The 26,262-nt window shown below is 38.3% G+C and carries 29 protein-coding genes and 1 riboswitch; of the genes, 28 read left to right on the top strand and 1 reads right to left on the bottom strand.

The genetic code is table 11. The annotated features are described in order from the left end of the window. Positions 1 to 4 precede the first annotated feature (4 nt). The 20 genes from CBF33_RS00495 to thiE all read left to right on the top strand — a co-directional run bounded on the left by CBF33_RS00495 (position 5) and on the right by thiE (position 19,043). Positions 5 to 1,033, top strand: coding sequence for a lysylphosphatidylglycerol synthase transmembrane domain-containing protein (locus CBF33_RS00495; RefSeq protein WP_126760679.1), 1,029 nt, complete (start codon positions 5 to 7; stop codon positions 1,031 to 1,033). An 87-nt stretch (positions 1,034 to 1,120) separates the two neighbouring features. Further along, positions 1,121 to 2,002 carry an NAD(P)-dependent oxidoreductase gene (locus CBF33_RS00490; protein ID WP_126760678.1) on the top strand — a complete coding sequence of 294 codons (882 nt, stop codon included), beginning with the start codon at positions 1,121 to 1,123 and terminating at the stop codon, positions 2,000 to 2,002. Positions 2,003 to 2,107: 105 nt separating this feature from the next. Further along, a complete protein-coding gene (locus CBF33_RS00485) occupies positions 2,108 to 2,833 on the top strand; it encodes a GntR family transcriptional regulator (RefSeq protein ID WP_126760677.1) in 726 nt (241 codons plus the stop codon). Between the two features lie 143 nt (positions 2,834 to 2,976). Continuing rightward, on the top strand, positions 2,977 to 4,146 hold the full coding sequence (locus CBF33_RS00480; protein ID WP_126760978.1) for an SIS domain-containing protein: 1,170 nt from the start codon (positions 2,977 to 2,979) through the stop codon (positions 4,144 to 4,146). Positions 4,147 to 4,158: 12 nt separating this feature from the next. Beyond that, positions 4,159 to 5,154: a tagatose-bisphosphate aldolase gene (lacD, locus tag CBF33_RS00475; protein ID WP_307726197.1), complete on the top strand. Its 996-nt coding sequence runs from the start codon at positions 4,159 to 4,161 to the stop codon at positions 5,152 to 5,154. Between the two features lie 14 nt (positions 5,155 to 5,168). Further along, a complete protein-coding gene (locus tag CBF33_RS00470; protein WP_126760675.1) occupies positions 5,169 to 6,098 on the top strand; it encodes a hexose kinase in 930 nt (309 codons plus the stop codon). A gap of 90 nt (positions 6,099 to 6,188) precedes the next feature. After that, complete coding sequence (locus tag CBF33_RS00465; protein WP_023606440.1) at positions 6,189 to 6,671, top strand: PTS sugar transporter subunit IIB; 483 nt, start codon at positions 6,189 to 6,191, stop codon at positions 6,669 to 6,671. Positions 6,672 to 6,687: 16 nt separating this feature from the next. Further along, on the top strand, positions 6,688 to 7,596 hold the full coding sequence (locus CBF33_RS00460; protein WP_126760674.1) for a PTS mannose/fructose/sorbose/N-acetylgalactosamine transporter subunit IIC: 909 nt from the start codon (positions 6,688 to 6,690) through the stop codon (positions 7,594 to 7,596). Next, the gene (locus CBF33_RS00455) at positions 7,583 to 8,410 is read left to right on the top strand and encodes a PTS system mannose/fructose/sorbose family transporter subunit IID (protein WP_126760673.1); all 828 of its coding nucleotides are present in this window, start codon (positions 7,583 to 7,585) and stop codon (positions 8,408 to 8,410) included. Before CBF33_RS00460 ends, CBF33_RS00455 begins: the two co-directional genes overlap by 14 nt. Positions 8,411 to 8,487: 77 nt before the next feature. Beyond that, positions 8,488 to 8,877 carry a PTS sugar transporter subunit IIA gene (locus tag CBF33_RS00450; RefSeq protein WP_126760672.1) on the top strand — a complete coding sequence of 130 codons (390 nt, stop codon included), beginning with the start codon at positions 8,488 to 8,490 and terminating at the stop codon, positions 8,875 to 8,877. Between the two features lie 17 nt (positions 8,878 to 8,894). Continuing rightward, complete coding sequence (locus CBF33_RS00445) at positions 8,895 to 10,697, top strand: glycoside hydrolase family 35 protein (RefSeq protein ID WP_126760671.1); 1,803 nt, start codon at positions 8,895 to 8,897, stop codon at positions 10,695 to 10,697. A gap of 138 nt (positions 10,698 to 10,835) precedes the next feature. Next, positions 10,836 to 11,069 (top strand): YkuJ family protein, encoded by a 234-nt coding sequence (locus CBF33_RS00440; RefSeq protein ID WP_023606445.1) that lies wholly within the window; start codon positions 10,836 to 10,838, stop codon positions 11,067 to 11,069. 81 nt (positions 11,070 to 11,150) lie between these two features. Continuing rightward, the gene (sppA, locus tag CBF33_RS00435) at positions 11,151 to 12,164 is read left to right on the top strand and encodes a signal peptide peptidase SppA (RefSeq protein WP_023606446.1); all 1,014 of its coding nucleotides are present in this window, start codon (positions 11,151 to 11,153) and stop codon (positions 12,162 to 12,164) included. Then, positions 12,157 to 12,642: an RDD family protein gene (locus CBF33_RS00430; RefSeq protein ID WP_126760670.1), complete on the top strand. Its 486-nt coding sequence runs from the start codon at positions 12,157 to 12,159 to the stop codon at positions 12,640 to 12,642. Before sppA ends, CBF33_RS00430 begins: the two co-directional genes overlap by 8 nt. 20 nt (positions 12,643 to 12,662) lie before the next feature. Next, on the top strand, positions 12,663 to 13,610 hold the full coding sequence (locus tag CBF33_RS00425; RefSeq protein WP_126760669.1) for a hypothetical protein: 948 nt from the start codon (positions 12,663 to 12,665) through the stop codon (positions 13,608 to 13,610). A 100-nt stretch (positions 13,611 to 13,710) separates the two neighbouring features. After that, a complete protein-coding gene (gene tig, locus CBF33_RS00420; RefSeq protein ID WP_126760668.1) occupies positions 13,711 to 14,994 on the top strand; it encodes a trigger factor in 1,284 nt (427 codons plus the stop codon). Between the two features lie 120 nt (positions 14,995 to 15,114). Further along, the gene (clpX, locus tag CBF33_RS00415) at positions 15,115 to 16,359 is read left to right on the top strand and encodes an ATP-dependent Clp protease ATP-binding subunit ClpX (RefSeq protein WP_126760667.1); all 1,245 of its coding nucleotides are present in this window, start codon (positions 15,115 to 15,117) and stop codon (positions 16,357 to 16,359) included. A gap of 201 nt (positions 16,360 to 16,560) precedes the next feature. Next, a riboswitch (TPP riboswitch) is annotated at positions 16,561 to 16,662 on the top strand. A gap of 113 nt (positions 16,663 to 16,775) precedes the next feature. Next, a complete protein-coding gene (thiM, locus tag CBF33_RS00410; RefSeq protein WP_126760666.1) occupies positions 16,776 to 17,579 on the top strand; it encodes a hydroxyethylthiazole kinase in 804 nt (267 codons plus the stop codon). Next, the gene (gene thiD / locus CBF33_RS00405; protein ID WP_126760665.1) at positions 17,576 to 18,394 is read left to right on the top strand and encodes a bifunctional hydroxymethylpyrimidine kinase/phosphomethylpyrimidine kinase; all 819 of its coding nucleotides are present in this window, start codon (positions 17,576 to 17,578) and stop codon (positions 18,392 to 18,394) included. Before thiM ends, thiD begins: the two co-directional genes overlap by 4 nt. Next, the gene (gene thiE / locus CBF33_RS00400) at positions 18,384 to 19,043 is read left to right on the top strand and encodes a thiamine phosphate synthase (RefSeq protein ID WP_126760664.1); all 660 of its coding nucleotides are present in this window, start codon (positions 18,384 to 18,386) and stop codon (positions 19,041 to 19,043) included. The genes thiD and thiE overlap by 11 nt, the downstream gene beginning before the upstream one ends. Before the next feature lie 40 nt (positions 19,044 to 19,083). Here thiE and thiW read toward each other — a convergent pair whose 3' ends face one another. Beyond that, positions 19,084 to 19,578 (bottom strand): energy coupling factor transporter S component ThiW, encoded by a 495-nt coding sequence (gene thiW, locus CBF33_RS00395; RefSeq protein ID WP_202585023.1) that lies wholly within the window; start codon positions 19,576 to 19,578, stop codon positions 19,084 to 19,086. Between the two features lie 93 nt (positions 19,579 to 19,671). Here thiW and CBF33_RS00390 point away from each other — a divergent pair, with 93 nt between their 5' ends. From CBF33_RS00390 to CBF33_RS00355, 8 genes are all read left to right on the top strand, one after another. After that, positions 19,672 to 20,406 carry an ABC transporter ATP-binding protein gene (locus CBF33_RS00390; protein WP_126760662.1) on the top strand — a complete coding sequence of 245 codons (735 nt, stop codon included), beginning with the start codon at positions 19,672 to 19,674 and terminating at the stop codon, positions 20,404 to 20,406. Next, entirely contained in the window at positions 20,393 to 21,160 is a 768-nt protein-coding gene (locus tag CBF33_RS00385) for an ABC transporter permease (RefSeq protein WP_126760661.1), read from the top strand. The genes CBF33_RS00390 and CBF33_RS00385 overlap by 14 nt, the downstream gene beginning before the upstream one ends. Then, positions 21,157 to 22,176 (top strand): ABC transporter substrate-binding protein, encoded by a 1,020-nt coding sequence (locus tag CBF33_RS00380; RefSeq protein WP_126760660.1) that lies wholly within the window; start codon positions 21,157 to 21,159, stop codon positions 22,174 to 22,176. Before CBF33_RS00385 ends, CBF33_RS00380 begins: the two co-directional genes overlap by 4 nt. A 13-nt stretch (positions 22,177 to 22,189) precedes the next feature. Beyond that, positions 22,190 to 22,861, top strand: coding sequence for a thiaminase II (gene tenA / locus CBF33_RS00375; RefSeq protein ID WP_126760659.1), 672 nt, complete (start codon positions 22,190 to 22,192; stop codon positions 22,859 to 22,861). A 195-nt stretch (positions 22,862 to 23,056) separates the two neighbouring features. Next, positions 23,057 to 23,800 carry an ATP-binding cassette domain-containing protein gene (locus CBF33_RS00370; RefSeq protein WP_126760658.1) on the top strand — a complete coding sequence of 248 codons (744 nt, stop codon included), beginning with the start codon at positions 23,057 to 23,059 and terminating at the stop codon, positions 23,798 to 23,800. After that, the gene (locus CBF33_RS00365) at positions 23,797 to 24,471 is read left to right on the top strand and encodes a methionine ABC transporter permease (RefSeq protein WP_126760657.1); all 675 of its coding nucleotides are present in this window, start codon (positions 23,797 to 23,799) and stop codon (positions 24,469 to 24,471) included. Before CBF33_RS00370 ends, CBF33_RS00365 begins: the two co-directional genes overlap by 4 nt. A gap of 13 nt (positions 24,472 to 24,484) precedes the next feature. Continuing rightward, positions 24,485 to 25,327: a MetQ/NlpA family ABC transporter substrate-binding protein gene (locus tag CBF33_RS00360; protein WP_126760656.1), complete on the top strand. Its 843-nt coding sequence runs from the start codon at positions 24,485 to 24,487 to the stop codon at positions 25,325 to 25,327. A gap of 162 nt (positions 25,328 to 25,489) precedes the next feature. Then, positions 25,490 to 26,257: a formate/nitrite transporter family protein gene (locus CBF33_RS00355; RefSeq protein WP_126760655.1), complete on the top strand. Its 768-nt coding sequence runs from the start codon at positions 25,490 to 25,492 to the stop codon at positions 26,255 to 26,257. Positions 26,258 to 26,262 lie beyond the last annotated feature (5 nt).

Here is a 26,262-nt window from a genome sequence, read left to right as displayed (position 1 = left end):
CTTCATGACTAAGAAATATCGAAGATTGTTAATCATCGCGCTAGCTATTGGGTTGTTTGTCTTTATCGTACCATTATTTCGAGTCACACCAGCAGCTGTTTGGCAAGAGGCTCAGAAGGTGAATGGGTATTGGTTAATCGTTGCCTTAAGTTGTATGCTGATGCATTGGGCGATTGAAGGCAAGATAATTCAGGGGCTTCTACGGCGTGAAGCAGCAAACTTTTCATTTAAAAATGCGTTAAGAATACCGTTGATTGAACACTTGTTTAATGCGATTACCCCTTTTTCAACAGGTGGGCAACCCGCACAGTTATTAACGTTAGTTAAATCGGGCATTGACCCTGGAGTCAGCGGGTCGGTATGCATGATGAAATTTGTTGTTTATCAAGTGATGATTGTCCTGAATTTTATCGGGTGTTTGATATTTGGTTTTTCTTTATTAAAACAAGAATTTCAACATCTCTCTTATCTCGTACTACTAGGTTTTATCATCAATTTAATCGTCGTCGTCACGTTATTGATGATTATGTATCATTATACCTTTACGAATAAAGTGGTCACTCTTTTTTTTAAAATATTTGAAAAAGTAGTAGGAGAAGAAAAAGCCACGCATTGGAAAAGTATTTTAACAGAAAAAATGACGAACTTTTATCAGGAAAGTAGATACATGAAGCAAGAAAAGAAAATGATGTTTCGAACCTTTGTCCTGACTTTTTTTCAATTGATTTGTTATTACATCGTGCCATATTTTATTTTATTAAGTATGGGTGTTAATCAAATAAACATTTGGCAAATTATCATCTTTCATGCGTTTATTATTTTAATTATCTCGTTGTTTCCAATACCTGGTGGAACAGGTGGGGCAGAATACAGTTTTACCTTACTTTTTGGCGGGTTTATCGCAAGTCCAAGTCAACTGTTACTAGCGATTTTTCTATGGCGATTAATTACACATTATAGCGGTGTCTTTTTGGGATTGATTGCTTTATTTATCAAACCTGATAGTTTAGAGACTTCGGGAACGACTCTTTAAAGGCTGACTTGGTCAGCCTTTTTTGATAGGTTCTGACTTCTGATTAACGGATGTTTAAGGTATAATCATTAATAAGGAGGAATGAACATGAAAAAAATTGGTTTTATTGGAACAGGCGTTATGGGGAGTGCCATTGTTAAGCATTTATTGGCAGCAGATTATTCTGTAAACGTGCATAATCGTACCAAGAGTAAGACGGATGATTTAGTTGAGCTAGGGGCGATTTGGTGTGATACGCCGCAAGAGGTTGCGGTTGCTAGTGATATTATTTTTACGATGGTCGGTTATCCTTCAGATGTTGAAGCAACATATTTTGGAGAGTCAGGGATTTTTAGTGTTGATGTTACTGGGAAATATGTGGTAGATATGACGACAAGTACGCCTACCTTAGCTAAAAAAATTGCAACGGCTGCTCATGACTTAGGGGCTAAAAGTTTGGACGCACCTGTATCAGGTGGTGACTTAGGAGCTAAAAATGGAACTTTAACGATTATGGTCGGTGGAGAGGAAAAAGACTTTGAAGTATTACTACCGATATTTAAGGTTTTTGGTACGACTATCATGTATCAAGGAGTAGCTGGAAGCGGGCAACATACGAAAATGGCCAATCAAATTATGATTGCCGGTACGATGACTGGTATGACGGAGTTACTGGTGTATGCTGAAAAATCGGGCTTAGATTTAGAAAAAGTATTAACGACAGTCGGTGGCGGCAGTGCGGCAAACTGGTCGCTAAGCAACTATGCCCCAAGAATTTTACAAGAAAATTATTCACCCGGTTTTTTTGTGAAACATTTTGTTAAAGATTTGAAAATTGCTTTGGATGAAGCGGATAAAATGGCTATCGCATTACCTGCGACAAAACAGGCCGTTCAGTTATATGAACAGCTCATGGATAAAGGCTATCAAGATGATGGAACACAGGCGCTTATTAAATTATGGTGGCCAGAGGGAAGTCTTCCTTCTTAATATGACGATATGCGTGACGATTTGACAAAACGCTTTCAAAAGAGTAGTGTCTTTATAGTGCATCTGAATTATAATAGACTTACTATTAACTAGAGGAGCGTTTTTATGATAGAAAAGAATAGTGCCACTCCCTTTTATAATCAATTAGTGGACATATTATTAAAAGAAATTGATACAAAATTAAAGCCTAACGATAAAATGATGTCTGAACGAGAAATCTGTACGAAATATGACGTAAGTCGGACGACGGTTCGCCAAGCCCTATCAGAATTAGAAAACATGGGGTATATTTATAAGCGTCCAGGAAAGGGGACGTTTGTTGCGACACTCAATCGTGATAAAGAGAACTTAATGGATTTTTACAGCTTTACGGAACAAATGCGTCAACAAGGGAAAGTTCCCTCTACACAAATCTTATCTTTTGAAAAAACAAAGATTAATGGCTACATTGCCCACAAGTTAAATTTAGAGGATTTTGAAGAGGTGTATTGGTTAAAACGACTACGACTGGCAGATGATGTCCCAATGATGATTGAGTACACATATATACCTGCTAAAGAGTTTCCAGATATGACGAAAGAACTATTGGAGATGAAACCACTTTATAATATTTATGGAGATATTTACAATAAACATATCAAAGTGGCTGAAGAAGAGTTTTCTGCTAGTATCGTTTCGGAAACGGATGCGAAGTTATTGAATATTATGACAGGGGCACCGTGTTTAAAATTAAAACGTGTCACATATGATGATACGAATAAAGCAATTGAGTTTACAGTAAGTACGGCGCGTAGCGATCAATTCAATTATAAAATTAAACATTACAGATAAATAACAAAGACAACATTCTTATTTTATTAAGAATGTTGTCTTTTTTTATTTTTAAATGGTTGACAAGTGTTTTGAAACACGTTATATTTAACTTGTCACTACTGGTAGTTACCAGTTGAAAATAGTAGGAGGTATATAACATGATTTATTCATTATCGGATGACGCATTAAAAGAAAAAGGTGCGGTCATCACAGCTCGTGAAATTGAACAGCAACCTCGTTTATGGGAAGAAACGTGGGGGATTTATCAAGACAGTCGTGAGAAAATTACTCAATTTTTTGAAAACGTTACCCAAGCACATGAACATGTTCAAGTGATTTTTACTGGAGCGGGAACGTCAGCTTATGTGGGAAATACGGTTCTTCCTTATTTAAAAGGGCAAGTAGACGAAACACAGTGGACACTTTCAAGTGTTGCTACAACCGATTTAGTTTCTAATCCTCGTGAATATTTTAATCCAGCGTTACCAACATTATTAGTGTCATATGCTCGCAGTGGTAATAGTCCAGAGAGTGTGGCAGCCGTTGAATTAGGTAAACAATTAGTCTCAGATTTTTATCAAGTGACAATTACGTGTGCAGCAGACGGAGAGCTTGCTCGTAATGCTCATGGTGATGAACGTAACCTATTGTTAGTAATGCCTGAAGATTCAAATGATAAAGGATTTGCCATGACAGGTAGTTATTCTTGCATGACATTGATGACCTTACTTGTTTTTGATACAACGTCAGAAAAAGATAAAGAAGAATATTTGAATGTGATGATGGAGCTTGGTAAAGGTGTCATCGCAAATGAAGAAAGCATTGCGAAAATTTTAGAGGTGCCATTTAATCGTGTGGTTTATCTTGGATCAGGTAGTCTATCTGGTTTAACGCGTGAAGCACAATTAAAAATACTTGAACTAACAGCTGGGAAAGTGGCAACTGTCTTTGATTCATCTATGGGATTCCGTCATGGACCGAAATCATTTGTTGATTCCGAAACGTTAATTTTTGGTTTTGTATCCAATCAACCATATACAGCTCAATATGATGAAGATATTTTAGAAGAGATTCATCAAGACGGTATTGCAGCGGGTGTGATTGGTTTAACAACGAACGAACTCAAGACTTATACAGGTCATACATTTGATTATAAAGAAGCGGGACGTGTTTTACCGGATGCATATTTGGCGCTACCGTATGTTATGTTTGCACAAACTGTTGCGATTTTAACTGCAATTAAAGTAGGCAATACACCAGATACGCCATCTCCAACAGGTACTGTAAATCGTGTTGTTAAAGGTGTTCAAATCTATCCCTATCAAGCTTAAAAAAAGGAGTTCATTATGAAAATATCAAAAAACAAGTATCAAGCAATGGAACGACTATCTACGAAAGATCATATTATTGCCGCTTTGGCGATTGACCAACGGGGTGCACTGAAAAAAATGTTAAAGGCCGATGATTTTTCAGGCGATGTCGAGCAAACGATTGTTTCGTTTAAAGAATTAGTTTCTGAAGAATTAACACCTTATTCTTCTTCGATATTGTTGGACCCTGAGTACGGTTTGCCAGCTGCTAAAGTAAGAGATGAAGAAGCTGGTTTGTTATTAGCTTATGAACAAACAGGTTACGATGCAACAGAACCAGGACGTTTCCCAGACTTAATTCATGATATGTCGGCTTTCCGTATTCGTCATGAGGGAGCAGACGGCGTTAAATTCCTCCTTTACTATGATATCGACGAGGGCGATGAGGTAAATGAACGCAAACATGCTTTTGTTGAGCGAATTGGTTCGGAATGTGTTGCAGAAGATATTCCATTTTATTTAGAGTTATTATCTTATGACGCGAAAATTGCTGATAACAGTAGTGCGGAATTTGCAAAAGTAAAACCGAGAAAAGTTATAGAAATGATGAAAGAATTTTCAAAACCTCAATACCATGTTGATGTATTGAAAATGGAAGTTCCTGTAAATATGCGATTTGTTGAAGGCTTTGCTGAAAATGACAGCGACATCTTACACACAAAAGAAGAAGCTTTGCAGCTCTTTAAGGATCAGAGCGATGCGACTCACTTACCTTATATTTTCTTGAGTGCTGGTGTAAGTGCCCAGCTTTTCCAAGATACAATTGAATTTGCGTATGAATCAGGTGCGAAATTTAATGGTGTATTATGTGGCCGAGCTACTTGGAAAGGTGGCGTTCCTGTTTTTGTCGAACACGGTGAAGAGAAAGCACGTGAATGGCTGCGTACGCAAGGGCGTCAAAACATTGAGGAATTAAATGAAGTCATTAATCGAACAGCGCAACCTTGGACTGAAAAATTGAGTCAATAGGAAAGGAAAAAGGTATGATTTTAACTGTGACGATGAATCCATCTGTTGATATCATGTATCAACTAGATGAACTGGTACTAGATGATGTGAATCGTGTTCAAACGATTAAGAAAACAGCGGGAGGCAAAGGACTTAATGTGAGTCGTGTTGCTTATCAACAGGGAGAAGCTGTTACCGCAACCGGTCTAGTCGGTGGAGAATTAGGAGAGTTTGTTAAACATCAACTAACCGAACAAGGTATTCAACATCACTTTTCAATGATTAATGGTAAAACGCGTAATTGTATTGCCATTATCCATGAAGGAAATCAAACAGAGATTTTAGAGTCGGGGCCTTCTATTAGTGAAGAGGAAGTAGAAGCGTTTATCACGGAATTTGAAACATTACTTCCAGATTCAGATGTGGTCACGATATCGGGAAGTTTGCCGGCTGGGGTCCCATCAGCGTTTTACACGCGTTTGATTGCTAAAGCGACTCAGCATCATATTCCCGTTTTACTTGATACATCGGGAACAGCGTTAGAGCAAGCTTTATCAAGAGAACCTAAACCGACAGTGATTAAACCTAACTTATCGGAATTAGCAAGCCTATTACAAACGGACGAGCAGCAGATAGCGGATAACCTCGCTGAGTATTTACAGCAACCTTTATTCAAAGGAGTGGATATTATTGTTGTCTCATTAGGAGCAGATGGCGCTTTTGTGAAATGGCATGATTCATTTTACCGTGTGACGATTCCTAAAATAGACGTGGTCAGTCCGGTTGGTTCAGGAGATGCGACACTTGCTGGATTAGCAGTGGGATTATCTCGAAAAGAGCAACCAGAAGTTATTTTAAAGCGAGCTATGGCAGCGGGTATGTTAAATGCTCAACAACAAGCAACGGGCATGATTGAGGCATCGAAAATGACACAAATGATGTCAGAAGTTAAGGTGCATCAATAACCATATAGATAAGATAAAAAGAGTGCGCTCTTTTTATCTTATCAAAATTGAAAGCGTTTGAAATCAAAAGGATGGAAAGGGAGAGATCGTATGACAATCAGAGCAGTAAGAATCGACGGCCGTCTTATTCACGGTCAAGTAGCAAACTTATGGACACCTTCGTTGGGAGCGACACGAATCATGGTCGTAGACGACCAAGTGGCAACAAATGATATTGAAAAGTCAGGGTTAAGAATGGCGTGTCCAGCTGCGACAAAGCTAAGTGTGTTACCTATTGAGAAAGCAGCTAAAAACATTTTAGACGGGCGCTATGACTCTCAAAAAGTATTTATTGTCGTAAAAAGTCCACAGCCACTACTAGCATTAGTTGAACGCGGCGTTCCAATTGAAGAAATTAATGTGGGGAACATGTCACAAACAAGCGAAACGAAATCTGTCACAAAATCGGTCAATGTTACACCGGCTGATGTCGAAGTATTTAAAGCGTTAGATAAGCATGGTGTTAAGTTAGTACATCAAATGGTTCCAGGCGAAAAATCATCTGATTTTATGGAATTATTGAAAAAAATATAAGAAATGAGGGAATAAAATGGGAATCGAATGGTGGCAAATAGTATTACTGACGTTGTATGCAGGATATCAAATCCTAGATGAGTTAACCATTAACTCAAGTGCGGGTTCACCTGTTTTTGCTGGATTTATAGCTGGACTTGTAATGGGCGATGTGACGACTGGTTTAATGATTGGTGGAGCCATGCAGTTAACGATTTTAGGAGTCGGAACATTTGGTGGATCTTCTCGTATTGATGCGAACTCAGGAACCGTCTTAGCAACTGCTTTTTCAATCGGTTTAGGTATGAGTCGTGAATTGGCGATTTCATCTATTGCGGTACCTGTTGCTGCACTAATGATTCAAACGGATATTTTAGCACGTTTTACTAACACATTTTTTGCACATAGAATTGATAAACATATTGAAGATCATAACTATCGTGCTATTGAACGCAATTATTTATTAGGAGCAATACCTTGGGCATTATCTCGTGCATTACCTGTTTTCCTTGCGCTAGCTTTCGGTGGTGGGTTAGTAAACTCTGTCGTGGACTATATGAACAATGATTTAAGTTGGTTAGCTACTGGTTTAGAAACAGCTGGAGCAGTATTACCGGCAGTCGGTTTCGCGATTCTTTTACGCTACTTACCAGTGAAAGAACACTTCCCATACCTAATTTTAGGGTTTGTTATTACTGCGATGTTAGCGACTCTATACGGAGATGTTGGAGCAATTGGTGGTGCTGTCGCTGGATTGACAGAAGAATTTACTCGTAGCTTCTCAGGTTTACCAATGTTAGGTGTTGCGTTAATTGGATTCTCAATTGCTGCGGTAGAATATAAACGTAGCATGAACCGTTCAAAACAAGCGGTGACAGAGGGTGCACCAAAAGCAGCGGTTGTGGAAGAAACAGTGGAAGGAGAAATACTCGATGACGAACTCTAAAACAAACTCACCAAACTATAAATTAACTAAGAAAGATTTCAATCAAATTAATCGTCGTAACTTATTTACATTTCAATTGGGTTGGAACTATGAACGTATGCAAAATACGAGTTACTTATACACCGTGTTACCACAATTACGTAAAATTTACGGGGATGACACAGATGACTTAAAAGAAGCGATGAAAAACCATACGCAATTCTTTAATACGAGTAACTTTTTCAACACGATTATTACGGGAACTAACTTAGCGATTGAAGAGCAAGAAGGTATCGAAGCAAAAGAAACAGTTGCCGGAATTAAAGTCGGTTTAATGGGATCATTTGCGGCTATTGGAGACTCTATTTTTGCAGCGTTAATTCCAGCGATATTTGGTGCTATCGCTGCCAATATGGCAGTAAATGGTAACCCGACAGGGATTTTCATCTGGATTGCCGTCAATATTGGGATTATGTATTTCCGTTGGCGTCAACTAGAGTTTGCTTATAAAGAAGGGGTTACCCTTGTAACAAGAATGCAAAGTAAACTATCAGCATTAACGGATGCTGCTACGTTATTAGGGGTATTCATGGTTGGGGCTTTAATTGCAACAATGATTAACATTAAAATTGGTTTTGCACCACAAATTGGTGAATTAACAGTTGATATTCAAGAGAAAATTGACATGGTCTTACCAAGAATCGTTCCTGCTGCTTTAGTGGGAAGTGTCTACTGGTTATTAGGTCGTAAGAAAATGACTGCCACAAAGGCAATCTTTATTGTACTAATCGTATCAGTAGCGCTTTCTGCATTAGGTGTGATTGCAAAAATCTAGTTAGCATGACAAATGAACAGAGGCTTCCTTTATGGTGGCCTCTTTCTAATTAAAATTTAGAAAGAAGAGGTTATAGAATGAGTGTTTTAATTTTAAGTAGTCACGGTCGCTTTTGTGAAGCGTTAAAAGAAAGTGTTGAGATGATATTTGGACCACAAGAAAAAATTGTGACGCTACCGTTTTTAGAAGAGGAAGGCGAAGCAGAATTTTTAGCGAAATTTGAGGTAATCAAAAACGCGCATCCAGAAGAAGAGTTAGTCGCATTTGCCGATTTATTTGGTGGAACTCCTTGTAATCAATTATCAAAATTAGTCATGACGGGTGAATCGTTATCGTTATATTCAGGGATGAATATGCCAATGGTTATTAGTTTCTTAAATGCTCAACTAACTGGTCAGGACTTTAATGGTGTGACTGATGCTCAAGACGGGATTAAGTTTGTTAACGACTTGTTACCTAAATTATAATTAGAAAGGGTAGGAATATGACGACTTTTGATGTAACAAAAGAGTTTTTATTAGACGGACAACCGTTTCAGATAAAATCTGGTGCCGTCCATTATTTTAGGATTTTACCTGCTCACTGGGAGCATACGCTTTATAATTTAAAAGCGATGGGGTGTAATACGGTTGAAACCTATATACCTTGGAATATTCACGAACCACACGAAAGCGTGTTTGATTTTTCAGGACGCTACGATATCGTCGCTTTCATTAAGCAAGCAGAAGATTTAGGATTACATGTAATAGTCCGTCCTTCGCCATTTGTATGTGCTGAGTGGGAATTTGGCGGATTGCCAGGATGGTTGTTAAACTATCCGGAAATGATTTATCGTTCAAGCGATTCGTTATTTTTAGAAAAAGTCCGTCCTTTTTATCGTGAAGTTTTAAGTCGGTTGACACCACTTCAAGTCACGCAAGGTGGTCCTATTTTAATGATGCAAGTCGAAAATGAATACGGGTCTTATGGCAATGATAAAGAGTACCTGTCAGCCTTAGTCACGATGATGCGTGAAATGGGTGTGGATGTCCCGTTATTTACGTCTGACGGTAGTTGGGATGAAACGTTGCGCGCAGGAAGTATGATTGAACAAGGTATTTTAGCGACTGGAAATTTTGGGTCAAAACCAAAAGAAAACTTCGATAACATGCAAGCTTATTTTGATGAACATGACGTCGAGATGCCGTTAATGTGTATGGAGTTTTGGGACGGTTGGTTTAATCGTTATAATGAACCGATTATTCGTCGTGACCCACAGGAATTTGCAGAGACACTATCTGAAATGGCTAAGAGAGGGTCGTTTAACTTTTATATGTTTCATGGTGGCACAAACTTCGGCTTTATGAATGGCTGTTCAACGCGTGGTGAAAAGCGTTTGCCTCAAGTCACGTCTTACGATTATGATGCTCCTTTAACAGAATGGGGAGATCCCACTGAAAAATATTTCTTAGCTCAAAAAGTTTTAAAAGACTACGGTGAAGTGGATACACCGCGCTACGTTGAAAAAACTAAAGGACTGGCTAAGCAGACGGGTGTCACTAGCTTGTTTGATAACTTGTCATGCTTAAGTGAAAGACAATATAGTAAGTATCCAAAAGGGATGGAGTCGTTCGGCCAACACTATGGTTATATATTATATCGTACGACAATATATAGTAAAAACACGCAACAAAATGCCTTACTAGTGGGTGCGCAAGACCGTGCGCATATCTATGTTAATCATCAATGGCAAAAAACGCTTTACCAAGAAGACTTACTTGAAGAATTTGAATTAAACTTTGAAGTCGGTAGCAACCAAGTAGATATTTTGATTGAAAATATGGGACGAGTGAACTATGGCCCACATTTGCAAAGTGTCAAACAGTCGAAAGGTTTAACACGTGGTTTACGTTTAGATTTGCATTTCGAATCGGATTGGGAAATCTACCCATTACCATTAGATGATTTTTCACAGGTAACGTTTGAAAAGGACACTCAATCAGCGGCGTTACCAGTCATTGGACGCTATCATGTGGAGGTTGACAGACAAGCACACACCTTTTTAGATATTCGCGAACTAGGAAAAGGGATAGCTGTTTTAAATGGCTTTAATCTCGGTCGCTACTGGAATGTTGGGCCAGTTGGTTACTTATATATTCCGTCAAGCTTATTAAAAGAAACGGACAATGAGTTACTTATTTTTGAAACGGAAAAAGCATTACCGACATCACTTTCTTTATTAGACCATCCTGTTTATATCGAAACTGAAAATAAAGATAATTTTAAGAAAGCGACAGCGCCAATCTAATACGCAATCTATGTGTCAATAACGTTAAAATAATCTGCTTTTCTTAAAAAATATCGAAAACTTTCATCAATATCGGTGCAATTATCTTCGCTTTTTGATACAATGTAACAGAAAGTGGAAGCGAAGGAGGCTCGCAATATGAAGAGTTCACAATTAGTTGCGATTATTAAACGCTTAGAAGCGATGACGGAAGCGACAGACAACGAAATACAAGTACGCCGCTTTGAACGTGATGGCGTTGAGAAATGTCTGGTGACATATGATTCAACCAGTGAAACATTTGAATTAACCGAATCAGGTTCATCACAAGTCTATCAGTTTGATGATGTTGATTTAGTAGCCATTGAGATTTACGAATTGTTACAAGACTAATGTCAAAAAAGTACAAGGAAATTATACTTCCTTGTACTTTTTTTATGTTAAAATGAAATCAATTAAAAGGAGGAGTAAATGATGACAACGAAAAGATGGGTAGCATTAATTGTGGCGATAGCGATTGCGCTTTTTGCGATAACTGTTCCAAAAAAGGAAGCCAATCTCGCATTTGAAGATATTTTCAATGAAGAGGGTATGACAGAAGAGATAGTTGAGCCGGGGTCACCAACGAAAAAAATCGTGAAGTTAACGATTGATGGTGGAATAATGTCTGGCGGTAGCAGTAGCCTCTTTGGAGGAGAAGGATATGATCATGAATTTTTCCTTAATCAATTGCAAACAGCGTATGAAGATCCGGATGTAAAAGGTTTATTTTTAGAAGTAAACTCTCCGGGTGGCGGCGTTTATGAAAGTGCTGAGATTGCTCGTTTAATTAAGCAAATTCAACAAGATAAAAAAATACCGTTTTATGTTTCAATGAAAAATATGGCAGCAAGTGGTGGTTACTATGTGGCGGCGAGTGCGGATAAGATATTTGCTACGGAAGAAACCATCACAGGGTCAATTGGTGTGATTATGAGCAACTTGAATATTTCTGAATTACTGGATAAGCTAGGTATTAAAGATGCGACGGTAAAAAGTGGCGACTTGAAAGATATGGGGTCAACTAATCGCCCATGGACGGATAAAGACCGCGAAGTTTTGCAAACAATGGTCGATAATTCTTATAATCGCTTTGTAAAAATTGTTGCAGACGGGCGTGACATGCCGGAAGATAAAGTGAGAGAAATTGCTGACGGCCGTATTTATGACGGACAGCAAGCCGTCGAAAATGGTTTAGTCGACGCTTTGGCATTTCCAGAAGAAGCACTAGAAGAAATGAAAAAAGAGAAGACGCTAAAAGGTGCGTCAGTCATTTCGTATGAAACATCTGCGAGCGCTTGGGAAAAAGCCTTTCCTTTTAAAATCATGAATAACTGGATAAAAGGATTTTCAAGTAAAAACAAATTAACGCCACTCGGTTTGCCATCCCTTTCAGAAGAGACACCACAGCTTATGTATTGGTACGGAGGGAGTGCGATTCATGAATAAAATAAAGGAGATGTGGCAAGGGCAAGTTGGCCAAACGCATCAGTATCCATCCTATTTTTATGCGGGTTTTTGGATGAGAATGTGGGCGTTTTTAACCGACCTGATTGTCATCCAGTCACTCACGTATATTTTGCTAAGCTATGTTGCTAATCTGGAAGCGTTAAGTAAAAGTTATGTAATCGGTAGTGTTATTATATACTTGCTTTATTTTATAGTGATGACGAAATGGACGAACGGTCAAACGCTTGGAAAGATGATATTTGGTTTAAAAGTCATCTGCTTTAACGAAGAAACACTCTCATGGCAAACTGTCTTGATTCGTGAAGGGGCATGTCGATTTATAATGAAGTCGGGTTTTTGGCTATTAGGTTATTTGTTAGCGATATTTACGAAACGTAAACAGCATGTCGGTGATTGGTTGACAGATACTAGTGTTGTGACGGTGAATGTCTTACGAGCAACAGAGTGTAGTCAGTAAGAAAAGAAAGGGCGCAAAATATGAGTGATATTTTACCATTCCCTAATCAAGCAGCGAGTTATGAACGAATGGGCAGAAAAGAGTTGGAAACAGGTGCCTATCTCGAGGCCGTTGCTCATTTGGAAAAAGCTTATGAGTTAGAAGCCAACTGGGAACGGAATCGGTTGTTAGTGTCGGCTTATATCGAAGTGGCACAGCCTGAGGAGGCGTTAATTATTGCAAACGAGTATATAACAGATTATTTGCAAGGGGAAGAAGGGTTTGCTCAATATATTTCAGTGTTAGTGCATAATAGAAAACTAATGAAAGCTCATATATTAGTTCGAAATGCGCGTCTATCCAAATCGTTAGAAAAAGAGTTAACAGAGCAACTTGCATCATTAGACCAAACGTTATTAACAATTAATAAAACCGAAATACAAGCAACACAAACGTGGCTTAAAAAACAAGCAACTTCTTCACTATATAGTCATTTGTTTTATCAAAAGCTAGAAAGCTTACCGATAGCTGCTTTTGAAGAAACGAGTCAATACTTGATTTCTCAAGCAACGACACTACCGATATATCGCCGTTATATCTTGGAGCAAGCAGTCCGCTTAAAATTAACGGCTGACTGGTCAATCTATTTATATGATGGAACCCGTCAAACATTTTCCTTACCAAGTCTCGTCCCGTTTCCAGAGCAACAGCACGTTCAGATGTTACAAGCGTGCTTGTATGAGTTAATTGGCGATGACTATCAGTATCATGACTTGCAAGAGATACTGCGGTTATATCTGAGTACTATTTATCCGAAAGCATGGCCGGAATCTTTGAATATGGAAGTATGGCTCATCTGTTTTTTATCTACCTATTTGCCAGAGATGTCAGAACGAAAAGCTAAATTAGATGTGGATTTGAAGCCGTATGAAACACATATTAATGAAATAAAAAAAGTGTTAGAACAGAATGAACATCTTGACAAATAATAGGTAAAAATGTTTACATTTAAGTGATACTAGTGTACTATTGTATGGTATGTAATTAATAGAAATATGAAGTAATTAGAAACGTGGAGGGAAAAGTAACATGACAGCCAAATGGGAAAAAAAAGGCACCAACGACGGTGTATTAACATTTGAAATTTCACAAGATTTAATTCAACCAGAATTAACTAGAACTTTCAATAAAGTAAAGAAAAACATCAGTGTTCCAGGATTTAGAAAAGGTAAAATCTCACGTCAAGTTTTCAACAAAATGTACGGAGAAGCAGCATTATATGAAGATACATTAAATGCTTTATTACCAGCAGCGTATGAAGCAGCGATTGAAGAAGCAGGGATTGACCCAGTTTCTCAACCACAACTAAACATTGAAAAAATGGAAGCTGAAGGCGCATGGGTCTTAACAGCTGAAGTCACAGTAAAACCTGAAGTAAAATTAGGTGAGTACAAAGGCTTAACAGTTGAAAAACAAGAACGTGACGTAACAGAAGAAGAAGTTGACGCAGCAATCGAAGAAAAACGTCAATCATTAGCAGAATTAGTCTTAAAAGAAGACGCACCTGCTGAAAATGGCGACACAGTCGTTATTGACTATAAAGGTCTTAAAGACGGCGTTGCATTCGACGGCGGGACTGCTGAAAACTACTCTTTAGAGTTAGGTTCAGGCACATTTATTCCTGGTTTTGAAGACCAATTAGTTGGAGCTAAAGCTGGCGATGATGTGGAAGTAAAATTAAGCTTCCCAGAAGACTACCAAGCAGAAGATTTAGCTGGTCAAGCGGTTGTTTTCGAAGTGAAAGTTCATGAAGTGAAAACAAAAGAATTACCAGAATTAGATGATGACTTTGCTAAAGATGCTGATGAAGAAGTAGAAACATTTGCAGAGTATAAAGAAAAAGTTCGCAAAGACTTAGAAGAAGCGAAAGAAAACTTGGCGAAAGAACGCGTTGAAGAATTAGCCATTGAGCAAGCAGTTGCCAACGCTGAAGTTGTAGAATTACCAGAAGTAATGGTTCATGATGAAGTACACCGTGGTATGGAAAACTTCTTAAATAACATGCAACAACAAGGTATTACACCAGAGTTATACTACCAAATCACAGGGACAACAGAAGCTGACTTACACAAACAATATGAAGCAGATGCTGACCAACGTGTGAAAACAAGCTTAGTAGTAGAAGCGATTGCTAAAGCTGAAAACTTTGAAGTAACAGACGAAGATTTAGAAAAAGAATTAACGTCATTAGCAGAAGCATATGGTATGGAAGTAGATGCAGTTCGTAATGCTTTATCTAAAGATATGTTAGAACATGACATTGTCTTGAAGAAAGCCTTAGATTTAATTACAGAATCAGCGAAAGAAGCATAAATCTGATTAACCGTAAAGAGGCTGGAACAGGCTTACAAGCTATGTTTCAGCTCTTTTCTTTATCAGGTGCCTACGACATGCATGCAACAAATCATGACGGAGTGAAAGAGAGGCCAGAAAATGTATAATGATTCAAGTGACGATATGAGTACCGTTCGTTGTTCATTTTGTGGGAAATCACAGGATGAAGTAAGAAAGATAGTAGCTGGTCCGGGCGTATTTATTTGTAATGAGTGTATTGATTTGTGTAAAGACATTATCGACGAGGAATTTTATGAAGAAGCCGTTCAAGAATTTGAAGAGGTACCAAAACCGAATGAGATTCTTGCCGCTCTTGATGAGTATGTCATTGGTCAGGAACGGGCCAAAAAGGTCTTGTCTGTGGCAGTCTATAATCATTATAAGCGAATCGGACATATGGATATGGCTGAAAAAGGCGAAGTGGAATTACAAAAAAGTAATATTTGCTTGATTGGGCCAACAGGTTCAGGGAAAACCTTTTTAGCACAGACACTTGCCCGCACCTTGAATGTGCCGTTTGCGATTGCAGATGCGACTAGTCTGACAGAAGCAGGTTACGTCGGAGAAGATGTAGAAAATATTCTGTTAAAGCTCTTGCAAGCTGCTGATTATAATGTTGAACGTGCTGAACGAGGCATTATTTACATTGATGAAATCGATAAAATAGCTCGTAAAAGCGAAAACGTTTCGATTACTCGTGATGTTTCAGGTGAAGGGGTTCAACAAGCGTTACTTAAAATCCTAGAAGGAACCGTTGCAAGTGTGCCACCACAAGGCGGACGTAAACACCCACAACAAGATTTTATTCAGTTAGATACGACGAATATCTTGTTTATTGTTGGCGGAGCCTTTGACGGTATTGAAACGATTGTTAAAGAACGTCTAGGCGAAAAAGTGATTGGTTTTGGAAAAGCGACTAAAAAAATGGATGAGTCAGAAAGCTTAATGCAAGCCATTATTCCTGAAGACTTATTAAAATTTGGTTTAATTCCTGAGTTTATCGGTCGTCTACCCGTCATGGCAGCACTTGAAAAGCTAACAGAGGATGATTTAGTCCGTATTTTAACTGAGCCTAAAAATGCTTTAGTTCGTCAATATGTTAAACTCTTAGAGTTAGATGAAACGACATTAGAATTTGAACCAGAAGCATTAAAAGCGATTGCTGCTTTAGCGATTGAACGTAATACTGGAGCACGTGGTTTGCGCTCTATTATTGAAACGGTCATGATGGATATTATGTTTGAGATTCCAAGTCGCACAGATATAGCGAAAGTTACTGTGACGGAAGAAACGGTCAAGAAACAGGCAGATCCTGTTTTAGATTTGATTGAAAAAGAAGCTTAAAGTATTAAAGTTAAAGAACGCATAGCCAAACTATGCGTTCTTTTTTGTGAAAGTAGACTAGCGATAAAAAGGAGTTAAAACCACGTCCTCTCTAGGATAGTCGTTAGTGTAGATGTATAAAAAGTTTCAAAGAGTAAGAGTTTTCACATAAAAGCTTGCTCTTATATATAGAACATGTTATCTTTTAGTTAATTGAATAAGAAAGACCACTAGGGGTGCTTGAAGCTGAGATTGGATGAAAAATCCTGACCCTTAGACCTGATCTGGTTAGTACCAGCGTAGGAAATGTGGATGTTTGATAGTCATGACAATGTATCACCAAAAGACTGCAACTAAATAACGCTTGATAAAGCGTTTACAACACCACTTCCTGCGAGAAGTGGTGTTTTTTTATTCTAATAAAGGAGGGAAAATAATTGAGTCAATTAGCAAAAATAAGAGAACAACAGCCTTTGGTTCATAATATGACCAATCAAGTGGTAGCCAATCAAGTTGCTAACGGTTTACTAGCTTTAGGAGCATCACCGATTATGGCGTATGAAAAGGCTGAAATGGAGGACATTGTTTCACTTGCTTCATGTTTAGTTTTAAACATTGGAACGATTACGGAAACAACGTTTGAAAGCATGTTAGTGGCTGGAAAAGTAGCGAATCAAAAAAATATTCCGGTCGTACTGGATCCGGTTGGTGTGGGAGCAAGTCAATATCGTCGCGATGTGGTGAAACGTTTATTAGAAGAAGTTAAGATGACGTTAATTCGTGGCAATGCTGGAGAATTAGCAGCAATTGGGAACGTACCATGGGAAGCAAAAGGGGTAGACAGTGGTGAAGGCGTGTATCCATTGCAAGATTTAGCTGTCACAGTGGCACGTGAGTTTCAAACAATAGTGGCGATTAGTGGAGAAATTGACTGGATTAGTGATGGAACAACGACGTATCGTGTAATGGGGGGAAGTCCTCTTATGACAAAAGTCACTGGGATGGGTTGTTTATTAAGTGCGGTATGCGGCGCTTTTATCGGTGTCACGCCTCAAAGTAGTGAACGTTTATTAGCAGTTGTAGAAGCGCATGCTTGGTACAGTCAAGTAGGAAGTATGGCGGCACAAAGTGTTTCCTTACCAGGTAGTTTCGTACGTGAGTTTGTCGATTTATTAGCGATTTATGATAGTAAAAATCTTTCGGATTATTATAAACAAATAGAAGTGGAGGACTTAAAATGACGATAGCGCAAGCATGTACGATTGCTGGTTCTGACAGTGGTGGAGGTGCGGGGATTCAAGCAGATTTAAAAACATTTCAAGAGCGTCGAGTTTTTGGCACTTCTGTGATTGTCGCCATAACAGCGCAAAATACAAAAGGGGTTCATCGGATTGATAAATTACCACATGAAAGTGTTCGCGCGCAGTTAGAAGCGGTTTTTGATGATTTTAATCTAGGTGCAATTAAAACAGGGATGTTAGCTGATGAAACTTATATTCGCGAGATAGCTCATTTTTTAAGGCAGTATCCTAATGTACCTTTAGTGGTAGATCCTGTCATGATAGCTAAAGGCGGCGCAGCATTGATGGAAAACGCGTCATTATCAGCGATGATTGAAGAAATGGTACCGCTTGCGACACTCATTACACCTAACATTCCTGAAGCAGAAACGATTACTGGTATGACGATTAAAACCGAGCAGGATATGTTAAATGCTGCCAAAAAGATTCAAGCTCTTGGAAGTAAGAATGTTCTTGTTAAGGGTGGGCATGCTTTAAATGATGATGAGGCACGTGATTGTTTAGTGACATCGGAAGGAGAAGTACGTTGGTTTGGAGGGCCTCGTTATGATACGAAAGACACTCACGGTACTGGTTGTACGTATTCCGCATGTATCACGGCAGAGCTTGCGAAAGGACATACTATGATAGAAGCGGTCGAAGTAGGGAAACGTTATATTGATGCTGCCATTCGTGATGGTTTAGGTATCGGACATGGACATGGTCCAACTAATCACTGGGCGTATAGAAAGGTAGAGAGATCACATGACGATTAATTGGCAAGAAGCTTTAGCAGTTTATTTTATTGCAGGAACGCAAGATATTCAGCCAAATGAAGAACTGATAGATGTTTTGGAAGAGGCGTTAAAAGCAGGAGCTACTTGTTTTCAATATAGAGAAAAAGGAACGGGGAGTATGACGAATCCTGATGAACGCTTGGATATGGCGCGCCGCTGTCAAGAAGTTTGTAAACGTTATGATGTGCCATTTATTATTAACGATGATATTGATTTAGCAATTGAAGTCCAAGCGGATGCTTTGCATGTGGGACAGTCCGACACACCGATTGCTGAGACACTTGACTATGTTGCGCCGTTTGGCATCGAGGTAGGCTTATCGACTAATAATCTTCGTCAATATCAGGAAGCTGCAGAAATTGACGGTGTAGCGTATGTAGGAGTAGGTCCGATTTTTCCTACGCAATCGAAAAGTGATGCACAACCAACTGTTGGTCTATCTCTTCTAGCGGAAATCGACCAACTTGATAAGAGAAAGCCAGCGGTCGCGATTGGTGGTATCTCATTAGCGAATATCTACCAGGTGGCGGATTACGAAGTCAGTGGAGTGGCTCTTATTTCAGCGATTACGCAAAGCAAAAATCGAAAGCAAACGATTCAGGCATTTCGTAAGGCACTAAAAAAATAAAACAGGCTATCTGTTTAAGATAACCTGTTTCATTTAAAGCTTAACTAATCTTTTGGAAAAAAGGTTCTAAGCGTGACCAGACCATTTTCAGTAAGGCGAATCCGGCTAAAGCACCGACAGCTGTACTCGCTGCAAAGCTAAGGACGAGTAGCCCAAATGGCATGTTAAGTCCGAGTAGCCATTTCGCTAAGAAAAAGCTGGTGGTGCCACCGAGTAGACTGGTTCCTATGATTTCACCGAGTGTAGCAGAGATAAGATTTTGGTGACGTTGGTAAAAATAACCTGCTAAACCTGCTCCAAACATACTACCCGGAAAAGCAAGTAGTGTACCAGTTCCTAGTAGGTTTCGTAAAATGGAACTGCCAAATGCTTGAAGTATAGCGTATCCAGGACCTAAGAGGACGGCACTAATTAAGTTAATAAAATGTTGAACGGGCGCAACTTTTGCAATGCCGATGTTAAAGGATAATAAACTGCCTCCGACTACACTGATTGCCATTAACATGGCGGTGTAAACTAATTTTTTTGTCTTCATGTAAAAAACCACCCTTTTGTTTTGTTGACATCATCATAACAGAAGATAATAGACAAATCAAACAAAAGTGTCAATTAAATGAAAGGAGATTTTATGTTAGAGTTAAAAGATATCAGTTTTGTTTATGAAGAACGTCCCATTTTATCGAACTTATCTTTAACGATTGAACCTGGTGAATTTATCAGCGTGATTGGTAAAAGCGGTTGTGGTAAGAGTACGTTGATAAAGTTAATCGCGGGTTTGTTAGAACCTAACAGTGGAACAATTCTTTATCAGAAAACACCTGTGACATTAGGGGCGGTCTCTTATATGCCTCAAAAACCTCTACTACTGCCATGGAAAACGGTCAAGCAAAATATCTGTTTATCCGATCGAATTAAAGGTCAAAAAACAATCACTGAAGAAGAATTAAAAATCTGGTTAAATCGAGCGGGACTGGCTGAGTATGAAAATGCCTATCCCCATGAGTTATCTGGTGGGATGCAACAACGTGTCGCATTTTTACGAACGTTAATGTCGAATCAAGATGTCTTATTATTAGATGAGCCATTTGGAGCGTTAGATAGTATGACTAAACAAGTCATGCAAGAATGGTTGTTAACTATTACTACCGAATTAAATAAAACAGTTGTGTTTGTGACACATGATTTAGAAGAGGCGCTTTTTCTTAGCGACCGTATTATTATGCTCGATCATGAAGAGAAACAATCAGAGGAGATATATGTCCCATTTGCACGTCCGCGGATGGGTGAGTTACGATACACAGCTGAATTTCTAGCCGAACGACATCAGTTAGAAGGGAGTCTAAAACGATATGCGGAATTTTAAAGGGACACGGTATCTTCCTTTTACGGTTTTCTTTCTAGGATTATTAGGACTTATCGAGTGGCTCGTTAGACAAAAAGTCATCCCGCATTTTATAATTCCCGCTCCCAGTGGCGTCTTACACGCTTTGCGAGATAACAGTGTCAGTTTATTAGGTCAACATTTACCAATGACACTTTTTGAAACGCTTTTGGGATTTAGTCTAGCGTTATTAATAGGAGTAGGATTAGCGCTACTCATGTATCTTTTCCCCTTTTTTGAAACCTTATTTTATCCGTTTATTTTAATTTCGCAAACCATCCCGATTATCGCGTTATCCCCGATTTTTATCTTATGGTTTGGTTATACCATTTGGAGTAAAGTGGGCATGGGATTTTTACTGGCCTTTTTTCCAATCGTCATTGGCTTATACGACGGATTAAAAGAAACCGATTCTGAAGCAGTCGAATTGTTTTTAACAATGGGTGCTTCTCGTTGGATGATTTTAAAAGAATTGCAATGGCCTTCCGCAATGCCTAATTTTTTTTCAGGATTAAAATTATCAGTCATCTATGCGATGGTTGGCGCAACAATTGGCGAATGGCTAGGGGCTTCTCAAGGTTTGGGATATTATACGCGAAGAATGTCTGGAAATTTACAAGCAGAGGGTGTTTTCGCAGCCATTGTATTACTCTCGATTTCGGGCATGATTTTTTTTGGCATGATTACATTAATCGAAACATATTATTTTAGATGGAGAAAGGAAAGAAAAAAATGAAAAAGAAATGGTTAGGTTTATTAGGCATGACATTAGTAGCAGGAATGGTTTTGACTGCATGTGGAGCAAATAAGAATGAGGCAACAGATGAAACGGGCGCGGCAGAGTCAGCGAAAGATAAAGTTTCGATTATGTTGGATTGGTATCCCAATGCGGTGCATAGCAATATATATGTAGCAAAAGAAAAAGGATATTTTGATGACGAAGGCGTCGAAGTAGAGATTCATATGCCTTCCGATGCGAATGATCCTTTAAAACTAGCGGCAGCTGATAAAGTGGATATCGCAAGTAGCTATCAAACACAATTATTATTATCACGTTCAGAGGGGATTCCGATTCAAGCAATTGCATCAAATGTGCAACGTCCTTTAGACCAAATGATGTTGAAAAAAGATAGTGAGATTACTTCACCAAAAGATTTAGAAGGACAAACAGTCGGCTACTCTTCATCTGAAGTACGAGAGGCGATTGTAAAAGCCATGGTTAAAAATGATGGGGGCGATCCGGAAAAAGTATCGTTTGTCGATGTTGGGTTTGATTTAATACCTGCTATCGCAACTGATCGCGTTTCCGCTATTATGGGGGGCTACATCAATCACGAATTACCGTTATTAGAAAAAGAAGGCTATCCAATCAAGCAATTTTTACAAGAAGATTACGGTGTACCAACGTCACAAGAATTAGTCTTTGTTGCAAGTGAAAAAACGGTTAAAAATAAACAAGCAGCGTTAGAAAAATTCTTACGAGCTGTAAAACGTGGACAAGAAGAGGTTGTAAAAAATCCAGAGGCTTCACTGAAAGTCTTACTCGATCATGCTAATGAGGACTCGCCTTTGGACCCTGAGATTGAAAAGAAAAGTCTTGAAACGCTACTACCTTTAATGGGGGATGAAGCAGAACCTTATGGCTACCAAAGTGAAGAGCAATACCAAGCGTTAATCGATTGGATGGTAGAGCAATCACTGATTGATGACTCTGTTAAAGCAAAAGAATCGTTTGTAAATATTTTAAAATAAAAGGAGAATAATCATGACAAAATTCACAGAAGAGTTGTATTCATTAGCGAAACCTATTTGGAAAAAAAGTCACGAGCATCCATTCGTGCAAGAGCTAGTAGCTGGTACGTTAACAGAAAAACAATTTCGTTATTACTTATTACAAGATTGTTACTACTTAATCCATTTTTCAAAAGCACATGAATTGTTAGCAGATAAAACAGATAACCAGACGGTACGAGAGATTCAACTGAGTTGTCAAGCTGGATTGCAAGCAAGTGAAATTGATATTCGTGATATGTTTTTCGAAACATTAAACATTACAGATGAAGAGTATCAACAAATGATTATTGCACCGACTGCCTATCAATATGTCAATCACATTTACCGTCATGTTTTTACTGGAAGTGTTGAAACTGCCATAGCTTCTTTACTACCATGCTACTGGCTGTATAATGAATTAGGTCAAACGTTTGTGGAAAAAGGTTCTCCTGTTCCTTTATATCAAGAATGGATTGAAACATATGATAGTGAAGGTTTTTCAAGTGTAACCCAAACACAAATTGACTTGGTAGACCGTCTGGCTGAACAAGCTTCAGAGGAAACACGAGCAAAAATGAAAGAAGCTTTCCTTATTAGTAGTCAATATGAATTGAATTTCTGGGAGATGTCTTATCAAATCGAAACTTGGGATTATCTCAAATAATAAAAAACACGTACAATTTTGTACGTGTTTTTTATTATTTTCTATCAGCGCTTATAACAGAATCCGATACTATCAATGTTTTTGAATTCTCTTTCAAGAAAAAAACGTAAAAGCGACTAGAATAAATTGCGAGAATCGTCAGTTTCAAGCACAATATAGAAAGTGTGAAAAAACAATAAAGAGAGGAGATATCGTTTGCTTTTACGATTGAAAAATATCACAAAAGAATATGGAAGTTCAGATAATAAAATAACAGCTTTAGATGATATAACAGTTAGTATTAAAAAGGGCGAGGCGATTGGCATTACAGGTCCTAGTGGATCGGGTAAATCAACTTTGTTAAAAATTTTGAATTTAGTCGAAGAGCCAACGAGTGGTTCGCTATCTTTTTTAAATGAAGAAACATCTCAGCTTAAATCTAAACAAAAACGCTTATTACAACAAGAGATGAGTATGGTTTTTCAACATTTTAACTTGTTGCATAATCGCACTGTTTTAGAGAATATTGTACTTCCTTTAAAATGGCAAAAGAGTCAAAAAATGTCAGCAACAGAGTTGGATGCGCTTTTAAAATTTGTGAATATTACTCATAAAAAAGAAGCGTATCCTCGCGATTTAAGTGGAGGAGAGAAACAACGGGTGGCAATTGCACGTGCACTTGTCACGCAACCAAAATTGTTACTATGTGATGAGCCAACCTCCGCGTTAGATGAGCATCACAAGCAAGAAGTCTTATCACTATTAAAAAAAGTACAGAGTGAGTATCAGACGACGCTCGTGATGATTAGTCATGATTTTGAAGCCATTCGCGTGCTTTGTGATAAAGCCTATATCCTTGAGCAAGGACGTATGATTGATTGTTTAACAGTCAATCATGATGAAAAAGAAAAAGCACCAATAAGCTTTCATGAACGAGCGAAGGAGGCACTTCAAAGATGACCGATTACGTTAATAAAGTTGTGACCTTCTTACCTGAAATGACAAAAGCAATAACAGAAACCGGCTTAATGTTAGGTATTTCTTTACTGATGGCGGTTCTCTTAGGATTACCTTTAGGAGTAGGGCTCTATTTGTTTAGTCAAAATGGTCGCTACCCTAATCGACTACTTGCCACACTAGGAAATACGTATGTGAATATCGTGCGTTCATTTCCATTTTTATTGCTCGTCATCGCATTAATACCGTTGACTCGTCTGATTTTAGGAACGGCTTTTGGTGTTTATGCAGCAGCGATTCCTTTATCAATTGTGTCGATTGGCATTTACGCACGTTTAGTTGAACAAGTGTTATTAGACGTTCCAAAAGAGGTAGTGGATTTAGCCAAGTCTTTAGGTGTTTCAGGTGTTCAGTTTGTTTGGCATTTTTTGCTAGTAGAAGCACGTTCTGGATTGATTTTAAGTTTGACGTCAGTCTTAATTAGCATGGTATCATACTCCACTGTTATGGGCGTTGTTGGTGGAGGAGGGATTGGCGACTTTGCCATTCGTTATGGTTATCAGCGTTATGAGTATGACTTGATGTATACAACAATTGTTTTAATGATTATTTTTGTGATGCTCGTTCAGTGGCTAGGCACGCGATGGGCTCACCAATTAGATAAAAGAAAATAGGAGAGTGGATACGATGAAGAAAAAATTATGGTTAGGTATTGGTTTAACAGCTACTTTAGTAGGGTTATGGGCGTGTGGAAATAAAGCAGCTGATACAGCAGATACAGAGACAGCAGCCGAAAAGAAAGAGCCACAAGTGGTTAAAATCGCCGCTCACTTACCTACCATGGTCGATATTATTAAAGTGGCACAAAAAGAAATGGAAAAAGAAGGCTATGATTTACAACTAGTGCAAGTCAATGATAATCAACAGTACAATGAACTGTTACAAAATAAAGAAGTCGATGCTAACTTCGCTCAGCACGAGCCTTTTATGAATAAATTTAATGAAGAGAAAAAAGCGGATTTAGTTGCGATTCAAAAGATTTATAATGCGAAGGTAGGTTTTTACTCAAAGAATGTGACGGATAAAAAAGATATACCTGAAGGATCAAAAGTTGCCATTCCAAGCGATGAGTCAAATGAAGGACGTGCTTTAGCTATTCTAGATAGTGAAGGCATTATAAAACTTAAAGAAGGCGTAGGTTTTAATGGAACGGTAAAGGATGTAGAAGAAAATCCTAAAAAATTAGAATGGTTAACGGTTGATTTACTAAACTTAAGTGAAACCTATGATGAGAAAGATGTATCGCTTGTCTATAACTATCCAGCTTATATCGCAAAAATAGGTTTAACACCAAAAGATGCGTTATTTTTAGAAACAAATATTGATGAACGCTTTGCTATTATTTTAGCGGCGCGTGAAGATAATCAAGATACAGCTGAAATTAAAGCATTGAAAAAAGCGATGACGAGTGAAGCAGTTCGTGAATTTTTAGAGAAAGAACATGGAGATACCATCTCTGTTGCCTTTTAAATAGTTGAGCAGGACGTTAAGTTAAAACGTTCTGCTCTTTTTTATAAAAGGACGATGAAACGATGAGGAGAAAGCATTGACAGGTGGCGTTTGCTTTGGTAACCTTTTAACTGATGAATATATGTGAAATTATACACTATTTATAAGGAAGAAGGAAAAAAGATGCATACGCCTGAAGAAATTACAAAGATTACGATTGAGATGGGGTACAAAAAAATTCACAAAACGCTAGAAGCTAAACTGATTCTAGGGTTTATCGGGGGAGCGATGATTTCACTTGGTTACTTAGCTTATATTCGTGTAGTAGCTTCGATTGCGGAAACACTACCAAGTATTGCGTCACTAGCAGGCGCAGCTGTTTTCCCTATTGGTTTGATTGTGATATTACTCGCAGGTGGTGAGCTTATTACGGGAAATATGATGGCCGTATCGATTAGTTACTTTGCGAAAAAAATTACTTTAAAAGAGTTATTGAATAACTGGGCAGTTATTACCTTTGCCAATATTTTAGGGGCTTTATTTGTCGCTTATTTCTTTGGGCATGTAGTAGGTTTAACAGGGACTGGTATTTATTTAGAAGAGACTGTTAAAGTAGCAGGAGCTAAAATTAGTGCCACGCCATTACAAGCGTTTATTTCCGGAATTGGTTGTAACTGGTTTGTAGGTTTAGCGGTTTGGTTAAATTACGGGGCTAAAAGTGCTAGTGACAAAATTTTAAGTATTTGGTTTCCAGTCATGACCTTTGTAGCTATTGGATTTCAACATAGTGTCGCCAATTTATTTGTTATTCCAGCTGCTATTTTTGAAGGGCATTATACATGGATAGATTTATTAAGTAATGTGCTACCCGTTTATGCAGGAAACATTCTAGGTGGGGCCATTTTAGTGTCGCTTTTTTACTACCGAGCATATATTGTTTCTCATCACTAAAAAAA

Source organism: Vagococcus lutrae (assembly GCF_003987555.1).
GTDB lineage: Bacteria > Bacillota > Bacilli > Lactobacillales > Vagococcaceae > Vagococcus_A > Vagococcus_A lutrae.
This window is presented reverse-complemented; position numbering and strand designations above follow the sequence as displayed.